At 73.3% G+C, this 22558-nt stretch carries 17 protein-coding genes; 3 read left to right on the forward strand and 14 right to left on the reverse strand.

From position 1 onward, the window contains the following. Window positions 1–48: 48 nt before the first annotated feature. The 9 genes from ACZ7JA_RS27095 to ACZ7JA_RS27135 all read right to left on the reverse strand — a co-directional run bounded on the left by ACZ7JA_RS27095 (window position 49) and on the right by ACZ7JA_RS27135 (window position 11691). Window positions 49–1113: a pseudouridine synthase gene (locus tag ACZ7JA_RS27095; protein WP_351672801.1), complete on the reverse strand. Its 1065-nt coding sequence runs from the start codon at window positions 1111–1113 to the stop codon at window positions 49–51. Window positions 1114–1126: 13 nt separating this feature from the next. After that, a complete protein-coding gene (gene scpB / locus ACZ7JA_RS27100; RefSeq protein WP_351672844.1) occupies window positions 1127–1726 on the reverse strand; it encodes an SMC-Scp complex subunit ScpB in 600 nt (199 codons plus the stop codon). 107 nt (window positions 1727–1833) lie between these two features. After that, window positions 1834–2853 (reverse strand): segregation and condensation protein A, encoded by a 1020-nt coding sequence (locus ACZ7JA_RS27105; protein WP_470810863.1) that lies wholly within the window; start codon window positions 2851–2853, stop codon window positions 1834–1836. 809 nt (window positions 2854–3662) lie between these two features. Beyond that, complete coding sequence (locus ACZ7JA_RS27110) at window positions 3663–4217, reverse strand: hypothetical protein (protein WP_389304585.1); 555 nt, start codon at window positions 4215–4217, stop codon at window positions 3663–3665. Beyond that, entirely contained in the window at window positions 4202–5338 is a 1137-nt protein-coding gene (locus tag ACZ7JA_RS27115) for a ParA family protein (RefSeq protein ID WP_351672807.1), read from the reverse strand. Before ACZ7JA_RS27115 ends, ACZ7JA_RS27110 begins: the two co-directional genes overlap by 16 nt. Before the next feature lie 414 nt (window positions 5339–5752). Then, window positions 5753–6877, reverse strand: a complete 1125-nt coding sequence (ald, locus tag ACZ7JA_RS27120; protein WP_351672809.1) for an alanine dehydrogenase — start codon at window positions 6875–6877, stop codon at window positions 5753–5755. Between the two features lie 138 nt (window positions 6878–7015). Beyond that, window positions 7016–9082, reverse strand: coding sequence for a tetratricopeptide repeat protein (locus ACZ7JA_RS27125; protein ID WP_470810866.1), 2067 nt, complete (start codon window positions 9080–9082; stop codon window positions 7016–7018). A 249-nt stretch (window positions 9083–9331) separates the two neighbouring features. After that, window positions 9332–9958, reverse strand: coding sequence for an NUDIX domain-containing protein (locus ACZ7JA_RS27130; RefSeq protein ID WP_389304581.1), 627 nt, complete (start codon window positions 9956–9958; stop codon window positions 9332–9334). A gap of 83 nt (window positions 9959–10041) precedes the next feature. Then, on the reverse strand, window positions 10042–11691 hold the full coding sequence (locus ACZ7JA_RS27135; protein ID WP_351672815.1) for a CTP synthase: 1650 nt from the start codon (window positions 11689–11691) through the stop codon (window positions 10042–10044). 552 nt (window positions 11692–12243) lie between these two features. Between ACZ7JA_RS27135 and ACZ7JA_RS27140 the strand changes: the two genes are divergently transcribed. The 3 genes from ACZ7JA_RS27140 to ACZ7JA_RS27150 all read left to right on the forward strand — a co-directional run bounded on the left by ACZ7JA_RS27140 (window position 12244) and on the right by ACZ7JA_RS27150 (window position 17198). After that, on the forward strand, window positions 12244–14046 hold the full coding sequence (locus ACZ7JA_RS27140; RefSeq protein ID WP_401136057.1) for a glycoside hydrolase family 15 protein: 1803 nt from the start codon (window positions 12244–12246) through the stop codon (window positions 14044–14046). A 70-nt stretch (window positions 14047–14116) separates the two neighbouring features. Then, the gene (locus ACZ7JA_RS27145) at window positions 14117–15499 is read left to right on the forward strand and encodes an FAD-binding oxidoreductase (RefSeq protein ID WP_470810869.1); all 1383 of its coding nucleotides are present in this window, start codon (window positions 14117–14119) and stop codon (window positions 15497–15499) included. A 49-nt stretch (window positions 15500–15548) separates the two neighbouring features. Then, on the forward strand, window positions 15549–17198 hold the full coding sequence (locus ACZ7JA_RS27150) for a PucR family transcriptional regulator (protein ID WP_351672819.1): 1650 nt from the start codon (window positions 15549–15551) through the stop codon (window positions 17196–17198). A 47-nt stretch (window positions 17199–17245) separates the two neighbouring features. Here ACZ7JA_RS27150 and ACZ7JA_RS27155 read toward each other — a convergent pair whose 3' ends face one another. The 5 genes from ACZ7JA_RS27155 to ACZ7JA_RS27175 all read right to left on the reverse strand — a co-directional run bounded on the left by ACZ7JA_RS27155 (window position 17246) and on the right by ACZ7JA_RS27175 (window position 22554). Beyond that, window positions 17246–18382: a glycosyltransferase family 4 protein gene (locus tag ACZ7JA_RS27155; RefSeq protein WP_393439449.1), complete on the reverse strand. Its 1137-nt coding sequence runs from the start codon at window positions 18380–18382 to the stop codon at window positions 17246–17248. Between the two features lie 253 nt (window positions 18383–18635). Beyond that, on the reverse strand, window positions 18636–20378 hold the full coding sequence (gene recN, locus ACZ7JA_RS27160) for a DNA repair protein RecN (RefSeq protein ID WP_351672822.1): 1743 nt from the start codon (window positions 20376–20378) through the stop codon (window positions 18636–18638). Between the two features lie 85 nt (window positions 20379–20463). Then, window positions 20464–21372 carry an NAD kinase gene (locus ACZ7JA_RS27165; protein WP_351672824.1) on the reverse strand — a complete coding sequence of 303 codons (909 nt, stop codon included), beginning with the start codon at window positions 21370–21372 and terminating at the stop codon, window positions 20464–20466. Next, a complete protein-coding gene (locus tag ACZ7JA_RS27170) occupies window positions 21369–22184 on the reverse strand; it encodes a TlyA family RNA methyltransferase (protein ID WP_389304572.1) in 816 nt (271 codons plus the stop codon). The genes ACZ7JA_RS27165 and ACZ7JA_RS27170 overlap by 4 nt, the downstream gene beginning before the upstream one ends. Before the next feature lie 7 nt (window positions 22185–22191). Continuing rightward, entirely contained in the window at window positions 22192–22554 is a 363-nt protein-coding gene (locus tag ACZ7JA_RS27175) for a hypothetical protein (RefSeq protein WP_389304570.1), read from the reverse strand. Window positions 22555–22558 lie beyond the last annotated feature (4 nt).

Raw genomic sequence — 22558 nt, forward strand, 5'->3', positions numbered from 1 at the left:
AATAGTCACTCAGACTATAAAAGGGGGTGTCCCGGGAGCACAACCTCTTTAGAGGTCGACCTCCTGCATGAGCATCCCGACCTCGGTGTTGGACAGGCGGCGCAGCCAGCCCGACTTCTGGTCGCCCAGGGTGATCGGGCCGAAGGAGGTGCGCACCAGCTTCTCGACCGGGAAGCCGGCCTCGGCGAGCATGCGGCGCACGATGTGCTTGCGGCCCTCGTGCAGGGTCACCTCGACCAGGTAGTTCTTGCCGGTCTGCTCGACCACCCGGAAGTGGTCGGCGCGGGCGTAGCCGTCCTCGAGCTGGATGCCGTCCTTCAGGCGCTTGCCCAGGTCGCGCGGGATGGGGCCGACGATGGCCGCGAGGTACGTCTTCTTCACGCCGTACTTCGGGTGGGTCAGACGGTGCGCCAGCTCGCCGTGGTTGGTGAGCAGGATGACGCCCTCGGTCTCGGTGTCGAGCCGTCCGACGTGGAAGAGCCGGGTCTCGCGGTTGGTGACGTAGTCACCGAGGCACTGGCGGCCCTCCGGGTCCTCCATGGTGGAGACGACGCCGGCGGGCTTGTTGAGCGAGAAGAACTGGTACGACTGCGTGGCGACGGTCAGGCCGTCGACCTTGACCTCGTCCTTCTCCGGGTCCACCCGGCGGCCCTGCTCCAGCACGATCTCGCCGTTGATCTCGACCCGGGCCTGCTCGATCAGCTCCTCGCAGGCGCGGCGGGAGCCGTAGCCCGCGCGCGCGAGCACCTTCTGCAGCCGCTCGCCCTCCTGCTCGGCGCCGGGGAAGGTCTTGGGCAGCTTGACGTCCTTCTTGCCCGCGTACCGCTCCCGGTTGCGCTCCTCGACCCGCGTCTCGTACTCGCGCGAGCGCGCCGGGGCCGTACGGCCGCCGCGCTGCTGGGACTGCTTCGGGCCGCCCTTGGCGCCGCCGCGCGCGGAGCCGCCGCGCCCGGACTTGGGGCCGTCCTGGGTGGCCCCGGGGCCCACGTCGTAGCGGCGCTCCTCGGGGCGGGGCTTGCGGGGCCGGCCCTGCCCCTGCTTCTGGTCCCTGTCGTTGCCGGCACCGCGGTAGTTACCGCGCCCGCCGCTCTTGCCGCTGCCGCTGCTTCGCATCAAGGTTTCCGTCTTAGTCGTCTGCGTCCTGGCCGCCGGGCGCGTCGGGCGCGTCCGGGTCGAACGACGGGACTCCCTCCTGGGTCTCGGCCTCGATCGCCTCCGCCTCCGGGAGGAAGGGCGCGAGCTCCGGCAGTTCGTCCAGGCCGCGCAGGCCCATCCGCTCCAGGAAGTAGTTCGTCGTCCTGTACAGGATCGCACCTGTTTCGGGTTCCGTGCCCGCCTCCTCGACCAGACCGCGCTGCAGGAGGGTGCGCATGACGCCGTCGCAGTTCACTCCGCGCACGGCGGAGACGCGGCTGCGGCTGACCGGCTGGCGGTAGGCGACGACCGCGAGGGTCTCCAGCGCGGCCTGCGTGAGACGGGCCGTCTGGCCGTCCAGGACCAGCCGCTCCACGGCGGGCGCGTACTCGGCGCGGGTGTAGAAGCGCCAGCCGCCCGCGACGAACCGCAGCTCGAAGCCGCGGCCCTGCACGGTGTAGTCGTCGGCCAGCTCGCGCAGGGCGTCCGCGATCTGGCGCCTGGGCCGCTCGAGGATGCGGGCCAGGTGCTCCTCGGTGGCGGGCTCGTCCACGACCATGAGGACCGCTTCGAGGGCGGGCTTGAGTTCCAGCCCGGCGACGGCGCGCGGGTCCGCGGGGGCGTCGGCGGCCGCGGCGGTCGCCTGGACGCGGTTCGTGGGTGCCTCGGCGGGGTCCGTGGGTGCCTCGGTGGTCTCGCTCACGCCTTCTTCTCCTCCTTGGGCTCCTCGGGCGGCCGGTCGAACTCGTCGGTGACCATCGGCGCAGCGTCCGTGTCCCCGCCGGTCCAGCGCACCAGCAGCTCGCCGAGGGCGGCCTCCTGCTCCAGCGCCACGGCCTTCTCCCGGTACAGCTCCAGCAGCGCCAGGAAGCGGGCCACGACGGTGAGGGTGTCGTCGGTGTCCTCGACCAGCGTCCGGAAGCTGGTCTCGCCCAGTTCCCTGAGCCGCGCCACCACGATGCCCGCCTGCTCCTGCACGCTGACCAGCGGGGCGTGGATGTGGTCGACGTAGACCTGCGGCTTGACCTTCGGCTGCATCGCCTTGACGGCGAGCTGCGCGAACCCCTCGGGGCCGATGCTGATGACGACCTCGGGCAGCAGCTCGGCGTGCTGGGGTTCGAGGCCGACGGTACGGGGGTGGCGGCGGGCCTCCTCGTCCAGGCGCTCGTTGAAGATGTCGGCGATCCGCTTGTAGGCGCGGTACTGCAGCAGCCGCGCGAACAGCAGGTCCCGGGCCTCCAGCAGCGCGAGGTCGGCCTCGTCCTCGACCTGGGCGGCGGGCAGCAGCCGGGCGGCCTTGAGGTCGAGCAGCGTGGCGGCCACGACGAGGAACTCGGTCGTCTGGTCCAGGTCCCAGTCGGGGCCCATGGCCCGGATGTGGGCCATGAACTCGTCGGTGACCTTGGACAGCGCGACCTCGGTGACGTCCAGCTTGTGCTTGGAGATGAGCTGGAGCAGCAGATCGAACGGCCCCTCGAAGTTGGCCAGCCGAACCTTGAAGACACCGCCGTCGGCCGCCTCACCGGCTCCCGACGCCCCACCCCGCTCCGGCTCCCCGGCTCCGGACTCCATCCCCGCCGACGCCTCGCCCCCGGCCACCGGTTCCGGCTCGGCCGGCGCCTCGGCCCCGGATCCAGCCGCCGAAGCGAGCGCGCTCCATCGGGCCGGTCCGGGCGCGGGCTCGGATCCGGCGAGCGGCTGGGGCCCGCCCGAGGTCACCGTCCCGGCGCCGGGCCGCTCTTCCGCATGAACCGCGGACGGCTCGCTCCCGGCCAGCGGTGTCGACCCGGGCGGCGCGGCAAGCCCGCCCCGGGCAGCAGATCCGGACGCGCCGAGCCCCGGCCCGGCAAGCGATTCCGGCCGGGCGGCGCGTGACACCGCCGGCCCGCCTGCGGCCTCCGCCGCAGCGCCGGGCCGCACTTCCGCGCCGGTTACGGAGGACGGCTTCCCGCCGGCCACCGGTTGCGGCTCGGCCGCTGCCCCGGCTCCGGTTTTCGCCGGCGGAACGAGCCCGCTCCTGGCAGCCGGTCCGGGCGCGCCGGGCTCGGGCCCGGTAAGCGGCTCCGGTCGGGCATCCTCCGCCGTCGCCGGGCCGCCCCCGGACGCCGTCCCGGCACCGGGCCACACCTCGGCTGCGGCTGCCGACGACGGAGAGGGACCGCCCTGGGGTCCGGGCGCGGCGGGCTCAGGCCCGGTAAGCGGCTCCGGTCGGGCATCGCCCGGCACCGGCGGCTCGGTCGACGTCTCGGCTTCCGTTTTCGCCGGCGGGACGTCGGGGCTCTCGGCCGGGGGGTTCGGCGCGGACGCGCCGGATTCGGTCGCGCCCGGGGCCTGCGGCTCGGCCGGGTGGTGCTCGTCGGCGGCCGGCGGTTCCGGGGCGGGCTCAGGTGACGCCTTGTGCGGGGGCATGGGGGCTGTGCCCGGTCCGCGGCCCAGCGCACGTCTGCGGCCGGCACCGGGGCCGGAGGCGGGGGCGTCGTTCGGGGTCATGGCCGTCGCAGGCTATCGCCTGACGCCCGCCCGGCCGACTACCGACCCCGCAGCCGCCGCACCAGGATGCTCGCGTCCCCTCGGGACTCCAGGTCCGCCAGGACCACGGCGACCGCCTCGCGGACGATGCGGCCGCGGTCCACGGCGAGGCCGTGCTCGCCCCGCAGGACCAGTCGCGCGTGCTCGAGGTCCATCAGTTCCTCGGCGGAGACGTACACCGTGATCTTCTCGTCGTGCCGTTCGCGCCCGCTGGGCCGCCGGTTCGCCGCCCGCCCGCGCTTGCGCGGCTGCGCGGCCGCGGCGTCCGCGGCGCCCTCCGGTGGCGCCGGGCGCCGGGACGGCCGGGTGCGCGACTCGCCGGTCCCGGCCGGTTCCGCGTCCGCCGCGGCGTGCTCCGCGCCCTCTCCGTCACCGCCCTGGACGGGCACCGAGGCCGGCGCGTCCTCGGCGGCCGTGTCGTCGCTCTCCCCCGCGGGAGCCGGCACCCGGGCCTCGCCGTTGGCCCCGCGCCGGGGCGTGGACGGCTGGAGCGCCATCCCCCCCGTCGTACGGAACAGTTCGTCGGCCCCGGGCAGACTCACTCGGCGTGACACCGGGCGAGCACCTCCCTGGCGAGCTGGCGGTAGGCGGCGGCGCCGACGGAGTTGGAGGCGTACGTGGTGATCGGCTCACCGGCGACCGTGGTCTCCGGGAAGCGGACCGTGCGGCCGATGACCGTGTGGTAGACGTGGTCGTCGAACGCCTCGACCACGCGCGCGAGCACCTCACGGCTGTGCACCGTGCGCGAGTCGTACATCGTGGCGAGGATGCCGTCGAGCTCCAGGTCGGGGTTGAGCCGCTCCTGGACCTTCTCGATGGTCTCGGTCAGCAGGGCCACGCCGCGCAGCGCGAAGAACTCGCACTCCAGCGGAACGATCACCTTGTGGGCGGCCGTCAGCGCGTTGACCGTGAGCAGGCCGAGCGAGGGCTGGCAGTCGATCACGATGTAGTCGTAGTCGTCCATCAGCGGCTTGAGCGCCCGCTGCAGGGTCGACTCGCGCGCGACCTCGGAGACGAGCTGGACCTCCGCGGCCGACAGGTCGATGTTGGAGGGCAGCAGGTCCATGTTGGGGACCGCCGTCTTCAGCAGGACCTCGTCCGCCGACATGCCCCGCTCCATGAGCAGGTTGTAGACGGTGAGGTCGAGCTCCATGGGGTTGACGCCGAGACCCACCGACAGCGCGCCCTGCGGGTCGAAGTCCACGAGCAGCACGCGCCGGCCGTACTCCGCGAGCGCGGCACCCAGGTTGATGGTCGACGTGGTCTTGCCGACGCCGCCCTTCTGGTTGCACATCGCGATGATCTTCGCGGGGCCGTGGTCGGTCAGCGGGCCGGGGATCGGGAAGTACGGCAGCGGGCGTCCGGTCGGACCGATGCGCTCACGGCGCTGGCGGGCCGCGTCGGGCGCGAGCGTGGCGGCGTACTCGGGATCGGGCTCGTACTCGGCGTCGGGGTCGTAGAAGTGCCCCTCGGGCAGTTCGTCGTAGTCGGCGAGTTGGTTGTGGGGCGCGCCACTTCCGTCGCCGGCCATGGCGTTCACGTGATGGCCATCCATGCTGTGGTGTGCTGTCCGGACCGCCTGCGGACCCGGAGTCTGGTGGGCTGCGAAGGTGCGCACAGCGACGGAGCCGACAGCCTCGGATCCCGCGGAACCGGCCTGGCCCCGTACCGGCATTCCTGGTTGACCACCCCCGGGAGTAAATGTCGACTCATTCACAAGTCGTCTTACCTCCTTGGTGACCAGGAAACTTCTAGACAAGGTCAGCGTGGCACCATGCCGACGGTTGGCGACTCTATGGCGTGTCGGCGGTCCGCAGCAACACAATCCGCCGGACCCGGCAGGATGTGTCGGCAATGAAACATCCCTCTGTCAAGGGCGTACGGGCGTCGCACAGCAGGTTTCACCGGTGTGCGAATCGGTCGAAGGGTTACGTTCGAGGCGAGTTGACCGCAAGCGGCAAAGTGACCATACACACATCCGGCCGGACCTTGTCGGGCAAGGTCCGGCCGGGCGTTCGGTGTTGACGACGTGTGTTGACGAATCGCCTTTCACCGGTTGGCGACTTGGCGACACGCCAGGTCGCGAGGGTCAGCCGAGCAGGGACTCCAGCTCCACGTGCTCCAGGCCGAGGGCGTCCGCGACCTCCTTGTAGACGACCTTGCCGTCATGGGTGTTGAGGCCCTTGGCGAGCGCGGCGTCACGGCGCAGCGCCTCGACCCAGCCGTTGTTGGCGAGGGAGACGATGTACGGCAGCGTGGCGTTGGTGAGGGCGTTGGTGGAGGTGTTCGGCACCGCGCCCGGCATGTTGGCGACGCAGTAGAAGACCGAGTTGTGGACGCGGAAGGTCGGCTCGGCGTGCGTCGTGGGACGGGAGTCCTCGAAGCAGCCGCCCTGGTCGATCGCGATGTCGACAAGGACACTTCCGGGCTTCATGCGCGACACCAGCTCGTTGGTGACGAGCTTCGGGGCCTTGGCGCCCGGGATGAGCACCGCGCCGATGACGAGGTCGGCGTCGAGGACGGCCTTCTCCAGCTCGAAGGAGTTGGACATGATGGCCTTGACCTTGGTGCCGAAGACCTTGTCGGCCTCGCGCAGCTTGTTGATGTCGCGGTCGAGCAGGGTCACGTCGAAGCCCATGCCGACGGCGACCTGGGTGGCGTTCCAGCCGGAGACGCCACCGCCGATGACGACGGCCTTGGCCGGGGTCACGCCCGGCACGCCGCCCGGCAGCACGCCGCGGCCGCCGGCCGGGCGCATCAGGTGGTAGGCGCCGACCTGCGGGGCCAGCCGGCCCGCGACCTCGGACATCGGGGCGAGCAGGGGCAGCGCGCGGTTCGGCAGCTCGACGGTCTCGTAGGCGATGGCCGTGGTGCCGGACTCGAGGAGCGCGTCCGTGCACTCCTTGGAGGCGGCCAGGTGCAGGTAGGTGAAGAGGATCTGGTCCTTGCGGAGGCGGTGGTACTCCTCGGCGATCGGCTCCTTGACCTTCAGCAGCAGGTCGGCGGCGGCCCACACCTCGTCGGCGGTGGCGAGGATCCCGGCACCGGCGGCGACGTACTCCTCGTCCGTGATCGAGGAGCCGAGCCCGGCGCCCCGCTCGACGACGACCTGGTGGCCGTTGCGCACCAGCTCGTGCACACCGGCGGGGGTGATGGCCACCCGGAACTCGTTGTTCTTGACCTCGCGGGGGATGCCGACCTTCACGTCGATCACGGTCCTTGGCTCAGAGGGTATGGGGGTGCATTACAAGACGTACCCAGACATGCAGGGGCATACCGGGAGACACCGCAGGAGAACGAGCGGCAGAGCCAGTTTAATGAAGGCGTTCCGCCTGTCTAGCCTTTCATTGCATCAATCTTCGTGAGCGGCAGTACGGATTTCGCAGGCGTCATCGCCGTAACCCGGCAGGACGTCGTCCTCCTGCCCCTCGTTACCCAGCATGCGCTCGGCCGCGGCCCGGTGCAGTTGGGCGGCGGCGGGGTCGCCGAGCCGGTCCAGGGTGTCGGCCAGCCTGAGCTGCAGTGCGGCCTGCAGCCGGGCGTCCTGGGCGCGCCGTGCCCAGTCCACCGCCTCCCGGCAGGTGAGCAGCGACTCCTCGGGCCGCCCCGCGTACTCCTGCACCCGGGCCACCTCGCTCAACGCCCGTGCGTGGGCGGCCACATCGCCTTCTTTGCGGTACCCGGCGGCGGCCGCGCGCCAGTTCCTGAGCGCCTCGCCGTAGCGGCCCGCGTAGGTGTGCGCGGTGCCCGTGCGGCCGTAGAGCCGGGCGGCCTCCGCGCGCTCGCCGCGGGCCAGCCGCTCGGCCAGCGCCCGGCCGAACCAGTCCGCGGCCCGGTCGTAGTCCCCCAGCTCCTGGTGGGCGCCGCCTACGGATTCCATCGCGCGGCCGGTCGCGTACGGGTCGTTCGCCTCACGTCCGGCGTCCAGCGCGGCCCGGTAGCGCGCCAGGGCGTCCCGGGTGCGGCCGGTCTGCGCGTCCACGTCGCCGAGGTTCAGCAGGGCGGCGGCCCGCTCCCGGTGCAGTCCGCGCCGCTCGGCGACGTCGAGGACGAGGCCGTGGACCTCGTACAGGTCGGGTGCGGCGGCCTGCGCGCCGAAGTGCGCGGCCATGGCCCTGACCAGCTGGGACATCAGCCGGCGGGCGAGGGTGTCCAGCTCGCCGTCGGCGACGGCCACGCGGGTGGCGGCCAGCAGGGCCGGCCTGCGTACGCGCAGCCATTCGGCGGCGGCGCGGGGCGTGGGGAAGCGGAGCGCCGGGGGCAGGTCCCGCAGCTTCTCCCGGGCCTGCGGGCTGTCCGTCTCGGTGATCACCCGGCAGGACTGCAGCAGCCGGACGTTGCGCTCCAGCATCCGGGCCCGCGCGAGCTGGAGCTCTCCCGGGCGTTCCTGGCTCTCGGCGCGGGCGCGCAGCAGCGGGTGCAGACAGCCGGGGACGGCGTACTCGGGCAGCGGGGAGTCCACCGGGCGCAGCAGGCCGAGCGCGGCGAACTCCGCCAGCGCGGCGCCCGCGGTGTCCACCGAGCACCCGGCCAGCGCGGAGGCGGTGTGCGGGTCGACCAGGCCGGCCGGGGCCAGGCACAGCAGGCGCAGTATCCGGGCGGCCTGGCCGGGGAGCTGGTCGTGGACGAGCCGGAAGACGCGGGCCAGCGGCGTGCCCTCCGCGGCGTCGTCGGCGTCGGTGTGCAGCCGTTTGGCGAGGTCGGAGACGGCCGCCTGGGGCCGGGAGGCGAGCCAGCCGCCGGCGAGGGTCAGCGCGGCCGGCTGGCCCTGGCAGGCCTCGGCGAGGCTCTCGGCGGAGCGCGGGTCGACGGTGATGCGGACCGAGCCGGTCCAGCGGGTGAGGAGTTCCACCGCGGACTTGGTGTCGAGGCCGCCCAGGGTGCAGGGCCGGACGTCGGCGATGCCGGTGAGCGGGCCGCCCGCGACGGCGACGACCAGGCAGTCGGGGGCGTCCGGCAGCAGCGCGTCGACCTGCTCGGCGCCGGCCGCGTCGTCCAGCAGGAGCAGCGCCCGCTTGCCGGCGAGGGCGGTGCGCAGCGCCTCCGTCAGCTCGTCCTCGGCGGCCCCGGCGGGAGCCGGCACGTCGAGCGCGGCGAGCAGTTCACGGGCTGTGCGCGCGACCGGTACAGGAGCGCCGCCGGGCTCGCTGAGCCGGGCCCGCAGCACTCCGTCGGGGTAACGCTCGGCAACCTGCCGGGCGAGTTCCCCGGCCAGGGCGGTCCGGCCGGAGCCGGGGCGTCCGGCGATGAGGAGCACGCGCGCGCGAGGCGCCTTGCGGCCGGAGAGGGTGTCCAGGCCCGCCCGCTCGATGTCGGCGCGCAGTCCCTTCAACTCCCGCGTGCGGCCCAGGAAATGGTCCTCCGCGGGAGGATGCGCGGGCAGCCGCGCGCCGTCTGTGTCCACCGCCTGATCCGTCACGGGCCACACTCCCGTCCCACCGCACGCGCAAGCCCGCCGGGTCCTCCCGGAACAGGCATTTCCAGAGCCTAGTTCACGCTCTGCGACGTTCCGGTAGGAGCGCGGCGGGCACATCCCCCGATCGGATCAGGCGATCGTCACACCAATGCGCGGACGGGTGGGCGCGCGCTCCGGACGGCGGGTCCGGAGCGGCCCCGGCGGGGCCGCCGGGGCCCTTGCCGGGACTCGGGGCTCAGGACGACTCGGGGCTCAGGACGCGAAGGGACGCGCGGGCCAGGGCGCGTCGGCGGGGCGCAGGTCGTCCAGACCGTCCCCGCCGCGGGCGGCGACCAGCGAGAGGACGCCCACCACGAGGCAGTTGTTGTGCACGTCGCCGGCGAGCACCCGCCGCACCAGCTCGTCGACCGGCACGCGCGCGTACTCCATGTCGGTCTCCTCGTGCTCCGCCTCGAACCGCTCGCCCTCGGCCTCCGAGAGATCGCGCGCGAGGAAGATCCGCACCGCCTCGTCGCAGCCGCCGGGGGTCGTGTACACGTCGGTGAGCACCCGCCAGTCCTCGGCCTTGACATGCGCCTCCTCGTACAGCTCGCGCTGGGCGGCGTGCAGCGGGTTCTCGCCGGGCACGTCGAGCAGGCCGGCCGGGATCTCCCAGAGCTTGTGCCGCACCGGGTGCCGGTACTGGTTGATGAGCAGCACCCGGTCCTCCTCGTCCAGGGCGAGGACGGCGACCGAGCCGGGGTGCACCTGGTAGTCGCGGCGGACCACCGAGCCGTCGGGCATGACCACGTCGTCCGTGCGCACGGAGGTCTTGTTGCCCGTGAAGGGGGTCTCCGTGGCCCGGATCTCCCACTCCGCCGGGGTGTCCTTGATCGTCATGCCCTGTCCTTCCACACGTGCGCGAGCGGCCGGGGCGCGGTCCGTTTGAATGGACGCGCCCCGGCCACCGTACAACTGTCGTGTTACTTGGAGATCTTCCGCTCGACCGAGGCCTTCACCAGCCCGGCGAAGAGCGGGTGCGGACGGGTCGGGCGCGAGCGCAGCTCGGGGTGCGCCTGCGTGGCGACCAGGTAGGGGTGCACGTCGCGCGGGTACTCCACGTACTCCACGAGCTTGCCGTCCGGCGAGGTGCCCGAGAAGAGGATGCCGGCCTTCTTCTCCAGCTCCGCACGGTAGGCGTTGTTCACCTCGTAGCGGTGGCGGTGCCGCTCCTCGACGTACTCCTTGTCGTCGTACACCTCGCGGACGATCGAGCCCTCGGCCAGCTTCGCCGGGTACATGCCGAGCCGCATGGTGCCGCCCATGTCGCCCTCACCGGCGACGATGTCCATCTGCTCGGCCATCGTGGAGATGACCGGGTGCGCGGTGGCCGGGTCGAACTCGGTGGAGTTGGCGTCCGGGATGTCGGCGAGGCTGCGCGCGGCCTCGATCACGATGCACTGCAGGCCCAGGCAGAGGCCGAGCAGCGGGATCCGGTTCTCGCGGGCGTAGCGGATCGCGCCGACCTTGCCGAGCACACCGCGGTCGCCGAAGCCGCCCGGGATGCAGATGCCGTCGACGTCGCCGAGCTGCGCCTTGGCGCCGGCCGGGGTCTTGCAGTCGTCGGAGGTGACCCACTTGATCTTGACCCGGGCCTTGTTGGCGAACCCGCCGGCGCGCAGCGCCTCGGTGACCGACAGGTAGGCGTCGGGCAGGTCGATGTACTTGCCGACCAGGGCGAGGGTGATCTCGTGGTCGGGGTTGTGGACGCGGTCCAGCAGGTCGTCCCAGGTCGTCCAGTCGACGTCCCGGAAGGGCAGGTCGAGCTTGCGCACCACGTAGGCGTCCAGGCCCTCGGAGTGCACGACCTTCGGGATGTCGTAGATCGAGCGGGCGTCCGGGCAGGCCACGACGGCGGCCTCGTCGACGTCGCACATCAGCGAGATCTTGCGCTTGATGGCGGTCGGCACCTCGCGGTCGCAGCGCAGCACGATGGCGTCCGGCTGGATACCGATGTTGCGCAGGGCGGCCACGGAGTGCTGGGTCGGCTTGGTCTTCAGCTCGCCGGAGGGGCCGATGTACGGCAGCAGCGAGATGTGGACCACGAAGACGTTGTCCCGGCCGACCTCGTGGCGGACCTGGCGGACGGTCTCCAGGAACGGCAGCGACTCGATGTCGCCGACCGTGCCGCCGACCTCGGTGATCACCACGTCGACCTCGTCCGTCGCCATGCGGCGGATGCGGTGCTTGATCTCGTTGGTGATGTGCGGGATGACCTGCACGGTGTCGCCCAGGTACTCGCCGCGCCGCTCCTTGGCGATCACCGTCGAGTAGACCTGACCGGTGGTGACGTTCGCGGAGCCGTCCAGGTCGCGGTCGAGGAAGCGCTCGTAGTGGCCGATGTCCAGGTCGGTCTCGGCGCCGTCGTGGGTGACGAACACCTCACCGTGCTGGAAGGGGTTCATCGTGCCCGGGTCGACGTTGAGGTACGGGTCGAGCTTCTGCATCACGACGCGCAGGCCGCGGGCCTTGAGCAGCATGCCCAGGCTGGAGGCGGTGAGGCCCTTGCCGAGCGAGGAGGCGACACCCCCGGTGACGAAGATGTGCTTGGTCGTCGTGGATTTGGGCGTCATGGCCAAGAGGGGGCTCCCGTGGTCGCTGTCTGTCGTGCGGTACGGCCGCCGGTCCGGAGGTCTCCGGGGGTCGCCGTCGCTGCGGTTCGGGGGTTCGTCTCCCACCGGTCCACGGGCTACCAGCGTAACAGCGCCCGGACGAGATGGCTCCCGGCCACGCTCCGCGCCCGGGCCCGCACGCAGCGGTTCCGTCCGCGGGTGGCTTTCGGCACACCCGTTTACACGGGCGCTCGTTCGTCACATGCTCATCACCCGCTGCTCACTCGTTCGGCCCACACGGGTTGCCGGGAGCGGCACGCAGATCATCTGCGTGCGTCGTATCCTGCTCGGACACTCATCTGCCGGGCCCGTCCGGAACGACGGCACACCCCCGCCCACAGCACCCGGAACAACGAGAGCGCGGCAGTTCGTTGAGCAAAGACTGTCGTTTTGCCCCAGGGCTCGGCGGGCTGCTTTGCTTCACCGCTCAACGACGCACAACAACGACCCCTTGACCGCACTAGCGACAGCCCCCTGCGCGGGGGTGACGTGGCCGTTCGACTGGAGTTGCACGTGGCCGGGCGCATCGAAGACTACGCACTCATCGGAGACATGCAGACCGCTGCCCTGGTCTGCCGGGACGGCACAGTCGACTGGCTGTGCCTGCCCCGCTTCGACTCGCATGCCATCTTCGCCGGCCTGCTGGGCACCGAGGAGCACGGCTTCTGGCGGCTCGGCCCGGCGCACGCGGCCGACTCGCAGCCGCCCACGGCCGCCCGGCGCAGCTACCGGGGCGACTCGCTGATCCTGGAGTCCGAGTGGGACACCCCGCGCGGCACCGTGCGCGTGACCGATTTCATGCCCCCGCGTGACGGCGCCCCGCAGCTCATCCGGATCGTGGAGGGCGTCACCGGCCGGGTGCCGATGCGCTCGGCCCTGAGGATGCGGTTCTCCTACGGCCGGGTCGTGCCCTGGGTGCACAAGCACGAGGGCCGCACGGTGGCGGTCGCCGGACCCGACTCCGTGTGGTTCGACACGGAGGCCGAGACCTACGGCAAGGCGCTGACGACCTATGCCGACTTCACCGTGGCCCCGGGCGACCGGATCGCCTTCACCATCTCCTGGGAGCCCTCGCACAAGCAGCCGCCCGCGCTGCCGGAACCGGAGCAGTCGCTGGAGGCGACGGAGACCTTCTGGCGCGAGTGGGTCGAGCACTGTACGTACCACGGTCCGTACCGCGAGGCGGTGATCCGCTCGCTGATCACCCTGAAGGCTCTGACCTACGCCCCCACCGGCGGCATCGTCGCCGCCCCCACCACCTCCCTGCCCGAGGACATCGGCGGCGTCCGCAACTGGGACTACCGCTACACCTGGCTGCGGGACGCGGCGATCACCCTGTCCTCGCTGCTGCGCACCGGCTACCGCGAGGAGGCCCGCGCCTGGCGCGAGTGGCTGCTGCGCGCGGTCGCCGGCGACCCCGAGAACCTGCAGATCATGTACGGCATCGCGGGCGAGCGCGAGCTGGGCGAGGCCGAGCTGGACTGGCTGCCCGGCTACGAGCACTCCGCCCCGGTCCGGGTCGGCAACGGCGCCGCGCACCAGCTCCAGCTCGACGTGTACGGCGAGGTCACCGAGGCCCTGCACCTGGCCCACATGACCGGTCTGGCCCGCAACGACTACGCCTCCCTGCTCCAGCTCAAGCTGATCCGCTACCTGGAGGACCACTGGCAGGAGCCGGACGAGGGCATCTGGGAGGTGCGCGGCCCGCGCCGGCACTTCGTGCACTCCAAGGTGATGGCCTGGGTCGCGGTGGACCGCACGATCAAGCTGATCGAGTCCGGTGACGCGGACGGCCCGCTGGAGCGCTGGAAGGAACTGCGCGATGACATCCACCGGGACGTGTGCGAGAAGGGCTACGACAAGGAGCGCAACACCTTCACGCAGTCCTACGGCTCCCAGGAGCTGGACGCCTCGCTGCTGCTGATCCCGCAGATGGGCTTCCTGCCGCCGGACGACAAGCGGGTGATCGGCACCATCGAGGCGATCCAGCGCGAGCTGTCCACCTCGGACGGGTTCATCCTGCGCTACCCCACCGAGGGCAAGGACGAGGGCGTCGACGGCCTCCCCGGCGACGAGGGCGCCTTCCTCGCCTGCTCGTTCTGGATGGCGGACGACCTGGCGATGATCGGCCGGGTGGACGAGGCCCGGAAGCTGTTCGAGAGGCTGCTCGCGCTCCGCAACGACCTCGGGCTGCTCGCGGAGGAGTGGGACCCCCGGCTGCAGCGCCAGGTCGGCAACTTCCCGCAGGCGTTCAGCCATGTGCCGCTGATCGACACCGCACTGCGGCTCACGGCCTCGGGGGCGTACGGCGGCTGAGCGCGACCGGGCGAGCAAGCCCGCCTAGGCTGAGAAGCGGACCATTGCCCCCGAGCGGAAGGGGGCGGCCATGGCTTCCCCTTCGAAGGCCGGCGCGGCCCTCGCCGCGCTGCGCGAAGATCTGGCCGGCGACGTGTTCGCCCCCTCGGACCCCGGCTACGACGAGGCCCGCGCCGTCTTCAACGCGATGATCGACCGGCGGCCGGCCGTGATCGCGCAGTGCGCGGGCCCGGCCGACGTGGTCCGCACCGTACGGTTCGCCCGGGACCTGGACCTGCCGGTCGCGGTGCGCGGCGGCGGGCACAGCGTGTCCGGCACCGCGCTGGGCGACGGCGCCGTGGTGGTGGACCTGCGCCGGATGCACCGGGTGACCGTGGACCCGGCGGCGCAGGCGGTCCGGGTGGAGGGCGGCGCCACGATGAGCCATCTGGACCGGGCCACCCAGCCGCACGGCCTCGCCACCACCGGCGGCCGGGCCTCGACCACCGGCGTCGGCGGTTTCGTCCTGGGCGGCGGCACCGGCTGGCTGGACCGCACCTTCGGCTACGCCGCCGACAACCTGCTCGGCGTGGAACTGGTGACGGCGGACGCCGAGCGGGTGCACGCCGGCGCCGACGAGAACCCGGAGCTGTTCTGGGCCCTGCACGGCGGCGGCGGCAACTTCGGCGTCGCCACCGCGCTCACCCTGCGGCTGCACGAACTGCCCGAGTTCTCCATCGCGTTGCTGCTCTACCTGCCCCAACTGGGCCGGGACGTCGTCCGCATCTTCCGCGAGATCGTCACCACCGGTCCCGACGAGGTGAGCGGCGCCGTGCTCTATCTGACCGGCCCGCCCGAGGAGTTCGTACCCGAGGAGCTGGTGGGCAAGCTGGTGTGCGCCGCGCTGCTGACCTATGCCGGCGGCGAGGAGGACCTGCGCAAGCTGGCCGAGCCCCTGCTGGCGCTCCCCCACGAGGCGGAGATCGCCGGCGCGATGCCGTACGCCGACGTCCAGTGCATGCTAGACGACCCGCCCGGGCAGCGGAACTACTGGTCGGCGGAGTACGTGACCGGTATGCCGGACGAACTGGTGGACGTCTACTGCGCCCGCGCGGAGAGCATGCCGGTGCCGACCAGCACCCAGCACCTGCTGTTCCCGCAGGGCGGCGCGATCGCCGCCGGCCCGCACGAGTACCCGGTGCCCTACCGGGACGCGCCGTGGGCGGTGCACCCCTTCGCCATCTGGCAGGACCCGGCCGACGACGAGCGGGCGGTCGCCTGGGTGCGCGAGGTCCGGGCCGACGTCAGGCCGTGGAGCACCGGCGCCGTCTACCTGAACTTCATCGGGGACGAGGGCCGGGACCGGGTCAGGGCGGGACTGGGCGAGGGGAACCTGCTGCGGCTGGAGAAGGTGAAGCGGGCCTACGACCCCGACAACGTGTTCCGCTTCAACCACAACATCCGCCCGGTGTAGCGGGGACACGCGCTGTCGTCCGGGCGTTTGCGCAGGTAGCGTCCGCTGCATGGACAGCGGTACGGAGAGCAGACTCGCCACTCAGGGCGCCGGGATCACCGTTCAGCGGGCGCTGGAGTTGCCGGGGCTGCGCAGCGGGCTGCCGGAGATCCTGGCGGGCGGCGACCGGCTGGGGCGGACCGTGCGCTGGGTGCACGCGGGCGAGGTGCCGAACATCGCCTCGCTGCTCAAGGGCGGCGAGCTGCTGCTCACCACCGGCTACGGGCTGGGGACCCGGCCGGCCGAGCAGCGGGCTTTCGTGCGCACCCTCGCCGAGCGGGGGATCGCCGCGCTGGTGGTGGAGCTGGGGCCGCGGTTCACCCGGCTGCCCGCGGCGCTGGTAGACACCGCGCGCGCCGCCGGGCTGCCGCTGGTCCAGCTCCACCGCGAGGTGCCCTTCGTGGCGGTCACCGAGGAGATCCACACGGAGATCGTCAACGGGCACTACGCGCTGCTGCAGCGCGCCGAGGAGGTGCACCGGCGGTGCACGGAGGCCCTGCTCGGCGGTGGCGGGGTGCCTCAAGTGCTCGGCATCCTGGCCGACTTCTGCGCCAACCCGGTGTTCCTGGAGACCGCGGACGGCCGGCTGCTGTACGCCGCCGGGTCGGGGCCGGAGGGCGCCGACCCGCTGCAGGTGTGGGAGGGGCTGCGCGGCCCGCACAAGGACGCGCCGCCGCCCGCGGGTTCGGTGCTCGTGGACGTCCCCGGCGGAGGTCCCGGTGCGGGCGCGGGTGCGGTGCGGGCCCGGCTGGTGCTGCTGCCGGTCCGCTCGCCGCTGGCCCCGGTGCACCGGATGGCCGCGGAGCGGGCGGCGGGCATCCTGGCCGTGGTGCTGATGCAGGCCCGCCAGGAGGAGGAGCTGGCAGCGCGCGGCCGGGGCGACTTCCTCACCGACCTGGCGGAGGGCCGGATCACGGCGGAGGACGCCCCGGCGCAGGCCCGCGTCCTCGGGTTCAAGCCGGGCGGCAGCCCGCTGCTGCCGGTGGTGATGCGGGTCGGGGACTCCCTGTCCCCGTCCGGGGGCTGGGCGGTGCTGGCGCGCGCGGTCTCCGAGGAGCTGGCCTCGGTGGGGGTTCCGGTGCTGCTGGGCGTCCGGCCGGTCGAGGGGCGGGTGCTGGTGCTGCTCGGGCTGCGCGCGGAGTCGGAGCGGCCGGCGGTCGCGGACCGGGTCGCGGCGGCGCTGCGGGCGGGCGTGGAGCGGGCCGGGATGCGGCGGCCGGGCGCCGCCCCGCCGGTCGTGGTCGTCGGGGTGGCCGGCGGCTGGGCGGCCGCGTCCGCCGGGCTCCGGCACGCGGCGGAGACGGCGACGGCGGCGCAGGGTCTGACCGACCGGCCCTGGTACGACGCCCGCCGCCTCGACATCGACCTGCTGCTGTGGCGGCTGCGCGACCATCCGGACCTGGCGGCGTTCGTGGACCGCGCGATCGGTCCGCTGCGCGACCACGACCACCGCTCCAAGCCGCCGCTGCTGCCCACCCTGGAGACCTATCTCGCGCACGCGGGCCGCAAGGCGGAGACCGCCCGCGAACTGCACCTGAACCGGCAGACCCTCTACAACCGCCTCGCCCGCATCGGCGAGTTGCTGGGCACCGACCTCGACGACCCGCAGACGGTGCTGGCCCTGAGCCTGGCGCTGCGCGCCCGCCGGCACACGCCCTAGGAAGGGGTCGCGGAAGCCCCGTCGCGAGAGCCCTTTCAGGACAGGCCCTAGGGAAGCGGCCTGGGCTGGGTGAGTTCGTCGTAGACGCTCAGCACCTGGGCGACGGTCTCGTCCTCGGTCGGCCAGGTCGCGGCCTGCCGCGGACCCCGCTCGCGCAGCAGTTCACGGCGTCCGGCGTCGGCGAGGAGACCGCTGACGGCGGCCGCGAGGGCCTCGGCGTCGCCGTACGGAACGAGCTCGGCGGCCTCGCCCACCAGGTCCGGGATGCCGCCGACGCGGGTCGCGACGAGCGGCACGCCCGCCTGCAGCGCCTCCTGGGCGAGCACGGACCGGGACTCCCACCTGCTGGTCAGCAGCGCCAGGTCGGCGGCCGTGAGCAGCTCGGGCACGTCGTCGCGGCGCCCGAGGAGCCGTACCGGCAGCTCCTCGTCCTCGATCCGCCGCTGGAGTTCGGGCCGCAGCGGCCCCTCCCCCGCGACGACGACCAGCGGCACGGGATCGAGGCCGCGCCAGGCGCGGGCCGCGTCCAGCAGGACGTCGTAGCCGCGCTGCCGGTCGAGGGAGCCGACGGCGATGAGCAGAGGGCGTCCGGTGGCGCCGAGTTCGGCGCGGAGTTTGGGCCGCCCCTGGTCGGTGTCGTCGTGGTCGGCGCGACGGCGCCGGCCGGGCAGGGCCACGGCCGCCAGCCGGGCGTCCCGCGCCCCGGTGCGGCGGGCCCGGTCCACCAGGTCGGAGGTGGTGCCGAGCACCACGGCCGCGGTGCGCATCACGCGCCGCTCCAGCAGCCGCAGCAGATGCGCCCGCGCGCCCTCCGCGCGGGCCCGGTTGTGCCAGGTGACCACCAGCGGGGTGGTGCGCCCGCTGAGCGCGAGCACGGCGCGGAAGGAGGCGTGCAGACCGTGGGCGTGCACCAGGTCGGCGCCGGCGCACGCGGCCCGGAGCGCGGCCACGGAGGCCGGGTCGCTGCTGCGCGGCACGTGCACGTGGTCGGCGCCGGTCCCGGTGAAGTCGTACGCGTGGTCGGCCTCGGAGGGGGCGCACACGGTGACCCGCACGCCCCGGGCGACGAGCCCCTCGGCCAGGGAGCGTACGTGCGCGCTGCTGCCGGCGTTGCCCCCGCCCAGCACCTGCACGGTGCGCAGCGGCGACTGGCCGTGCGGTGCGTTGCTGCTCACGGGGCTCACGGGGCCGGGGGCTCCTGATTCGGGGCGGGCGTCACGAGAAACGTACCGAAGGTAGCGGGCCGGGAGGACCGAAAGGGCGTACCGCGCGCCTCCCGCACCGACCGCCTCACCGTCAAGCATGCCAGTACGTACGGCCGTTCCGGCAAAACCCGAGGAGGCGCACAGCACGGCGACCCGGAGCACCGCACCGGAGCACGTTCACCCACACGGGTGAGCGGAGGCCGGTCTCCGGCCGCTGCCCCGAACAGGAGCCCTAGAGGTCGGCGCGGGCCGTCGCCAGGAGTTCCTCCGCGTGGGCGCGGGCCGTTTCCGAGTCCTCCTGGCCGGCCAGCATGCGGGAGAGCTCGCGGACCCGCTCCTCGCCCTCGAGGACCTTGACGCCGGAGCGGGTCACCGTGCCGTCGTTGGTCTTCTCGACCAGGAGCTGGCGGTCGGCGAAGGCGGCGACCTGGGGCAGGTGGGTGACCACGACGACCTGCGCGGTCCTGGCCAGCTTCGCCAGCCGCCGCCCGATCTCCACCGCCGCCTTGCCGCCGACACCGGCGTCCACCTCGTCGAAGAGATACGTCGGCACCGGGTCCGTGCCCGCGAAGACGACCTCCACGGCCAGCATCACGCGGGACAGCTCGCCTCCGGACGCGCCCTTGGCGATGGGCCGCGGCGGGGCGCCCGGGTGCGGGGCGAGCAGCAGCTCGACCTCGTCGGCGCCGGCCGGGCCGTAGGCGACGGACCGGCCGCCGACCTCGACGCCCTCCGGGTCCTCGGTCTGCCGGATGTCGAAGGACACGCGCGCGTGGGGCATCGCCAGCGAGGCCAGCTCGGCGGTCACCGCGGCGGCGAACCGCTCGGCGGCCTCCGTACGGGCGTCCGTCAGGGCCTGGGCGAGCGCGCCCAGCTCGGCGCGCAGGGCGTCCCGCTCGGCGGTCAGCTCCCCGGTCCGCTCGTCGTCGCCCTCCAGCTCGGTGAGCCGCGCGGCACTCTGCTCCGCCCAGGCGAGGACGGCGGCCACGTCGTCGCCGTACTTGCGGGTCAACGTGCCGAGGGCGGCTCGGCGCTCCTCCACCGCGGCCAGCCGCAGCGGGTCGGCGTCCAGGTCGTCGGCGTACCCGGCCAGCTCTCCGGCCACGTCGGCGAGCAGGATGCCGACCTCGCCGATCCGTTCGGCGAGCGCGGCCAGCGCCGGGTCGTGCGAGCGGACGGCCTCCAGGGCCCGGTGCGCGCCCGCGACGAGGGTGGTGGCGTCGATCCCCTCGGGGTCCTCGGGGTTGCCCGCGAGAGCGGCGTGCGCGGCGGTCGCGGCGGACGACAGGGCCTCGGCGTGCCCCAGCCGCTCCGCCTCCTCGGACAGCTCCACGTCCTCCCCGGCCCGGGGCTCCACACCGGCGATCTCCTCGAGCCCGTACCGGAGCATGTCGGCTTCCTGGGCGCGCTCACGCCCGCGGGTGACGATCTCCTCCAGCTCGGCGGAGACGGCCCGCAGCCGCCGGTAGGCCTCGGTGTACTTGGCGAGCGGCACCGCGACGGCGTCCCCGGCGTACCGGTCGAGCGCCTGCCGCTGCCGGGTGAGCTTCAGCAGCCCCTGCTGGTCGGTCTGGCCGTGCACGGCGACCAGGTCGTCGGCCAGCTCGGCGAGCAGCCCCACCGGCACGCTGCGCCCGCCCAGGTGCGCCCGTGAGCGGCCCTCGGCGGAAACGGTACGGCTGATCAGCAGGGCGCCGTCGTCCAACTCGGCCCCGGCCTCCTCCGCGCGTACGACGGCGGTGGCGTCCGAGGGCACGGCGATCCGGCCCTCCACGACCGCCTTCCCGGCGCCGATCCGCACCAGCGCCGGGTCCGCACGCCCGCCCAGCAGCAGTCCCAGGCTGGTGACCACCATGGTCTTGCCCGCACCGGTCTCGCCGGTGACGGCGGTGAACCCCGGTGACAGCTCGACCACGGCATCGTCGATGACCCCGAGTGACCGTATCCGCATCTCCTCCAACACGGAACAGACCATACGAGGTCCGGGGCGGGGAGCGCACATGGCCCGCCCGTGTCACCCGGGCGAGTGGCCCCCGCCGGGTCCCGGGCCGGCCGCGCGGCTACGTGTGCGGCGCGCCCCGCCAGCCGGTGGTCGGCAGCGCGAACTTCGCGACCAGCCGGTCCGTGAACGAGGCGTGGTGCAGCCGGGCCAGGCGCACCGGCACGGCGCCGCGCCGCACCTCCACCCGCGCGCCGGGCGGCAGCTCGATGGTCCGCCGCCCGTCGCACCAGAGCACGCCCGGCGGAATGTGCGGCAGCACCTCCACCGCGAGCACCGAGTCCGGCGAGGTGACCAGCGGCTTGGCGAACAGCGCGTGCGCGCTGATCGGCACCATCAGCAGCGCCTCCACCTCGGGCCACACCACTGGCCCGCCGGCGGAGAAGGCGTACGCGGTGGATCCGGTGGGCGTCGACAGCACGATCCCGTCGCAGCCGAACGCCGTGACCGGCCGCCCGTCGATCTCGAGGACCACCTCGAGCATCTTCTCCGCGCCGGCCTTCTGCACGGCGGCCTCGTTCAGCGCCCAGTCGGTGTGCACGATGTCGCCGTTGCGGTGCACGACGACGTCGATCGTCATCCGCTCCTCGACCTCGTAGGAGCGTGCCACCACCCGGTCGACGACCCGGTCCAGGTCGTCCCGCTCGGCCTCCGCCAGGAACCCGACCCGCCCCAGGTTGACGCCGAGCATCGGCACCCCGGAGGCCCGGGCGAACTCGGCGCCACGCAGCAGGGTCCCGTCACCGCCGAGGACGATGAGCAGCTCGCACCCGTCGAGGCACTGCGGGGTGGCTTCCTTGACGAGTCCCACCTCGCCGGGGAGCGGCAGATCGCGCGCCTCCTCCTCCAGCACCCGCACGCCGATGCCGTGCCGCAGCAGCCCCTTGACCACCAGTTCCGCGCTGCGGATGGCCGCGGGCCGCCCGGTGTGGGCGAGCAGGAAAACAGTACGCGCTCGGTTCTGTGTCAACGCGGCCCCTCCGCCACTGCTCGGTCGACCTCGGCCGGGTCCAGGCGGGGGGCGCCGGACCGCAGCCACAGGAAGTACTCGACATTGCCCGACGGACCGGGCAGCGGACTCGCGGTGACCCCCCGCACCCCGAGCCCCAGTTCCCAGGCCTTGTCGGCCACCCCGCGCACGGCCTCCGCCCGCAGTTGCGGACTCCGTACGACACCCCCGCTGCCCAGCCGTTCCTTCCCCACCTCGAACTGCGGCTTGACCATCATCACCAGGTCGGCGTCCGGCTTCACGCACCGCTTCAGGGCGGGCAGCACCAGCCCGAGCGGAATGAAGGACAGATCACCCACGACAAGATCCACAGGTTCCCCATCGATCGCCTCAAGCGTCAACTCGCGTACGTTCGTACGGTCCTTGACGGTGACGCGTTCATCGTTCTGCAGGGACCAGGCGAGTTGGCCGTATCCGACGTCCACGGCGACGACGTGCGCGGCGCCCGCGCGCAGCAGGACGTCGGTGAAGCCGCCGGTGGACGCCCCGGCGTCCAGCGCGCGCCGGCCCTCGACGGCGAGGCCCAGCGGCACGAAGGCCTCGAACGCGCCGGCGAGCTTGTGGCCGCCCCGGGAGACGTAGTCGGGGTCGCCCTCGTCGGTCTGGACCACGATCGCCGCCGCCTTGTCCACCTGCGTGGCCGGTTTGGTCGCCACGGTCCTGCCGACGGTGACCCGTCCGGCGGCGATCAGCTGGCTGGCGTGCTCGCGCGAACGCGCCAGCTTCCGGCGGACCAGCTCCGCGTCCAGACGAAGGCGTGCGACTCCTGCCACGTTCGGTTCAGCTCCTGTTTCGGTACGGCGGTACGGGGACCTGCGGTCCGGGGCGGGCGTCGAGCGCGGTGAGCGCGTCGCGCAATCCCCTGTGTACATCCTCGTACACCTCCACATGGCCGTCGGTGGCGAGGTGGTCGGCGTCGGCCAGCCGCTGGAGCTGTGCGTCGACGCCGGCGTCGCCGGTGGGGGTGCGCGGGACGCCCAGGGGCGCGGGGGCCGCGGGGTCGTACTCGGGCTCGGGGACGTGTCCGGCGTCGGGATCGGCCACGGGCACGGCCGTGCCGGCCGCCTGACCGGTCGCGGGATCACCCCCGGGCACCGTCTCGGTTTCGGCCTCCGCCGGGGCCTCGGGCACGGACTCGCTCATGCCC

Source organism: Streptomyces sp. NPDC038135 (assembly GCF_055601245.1).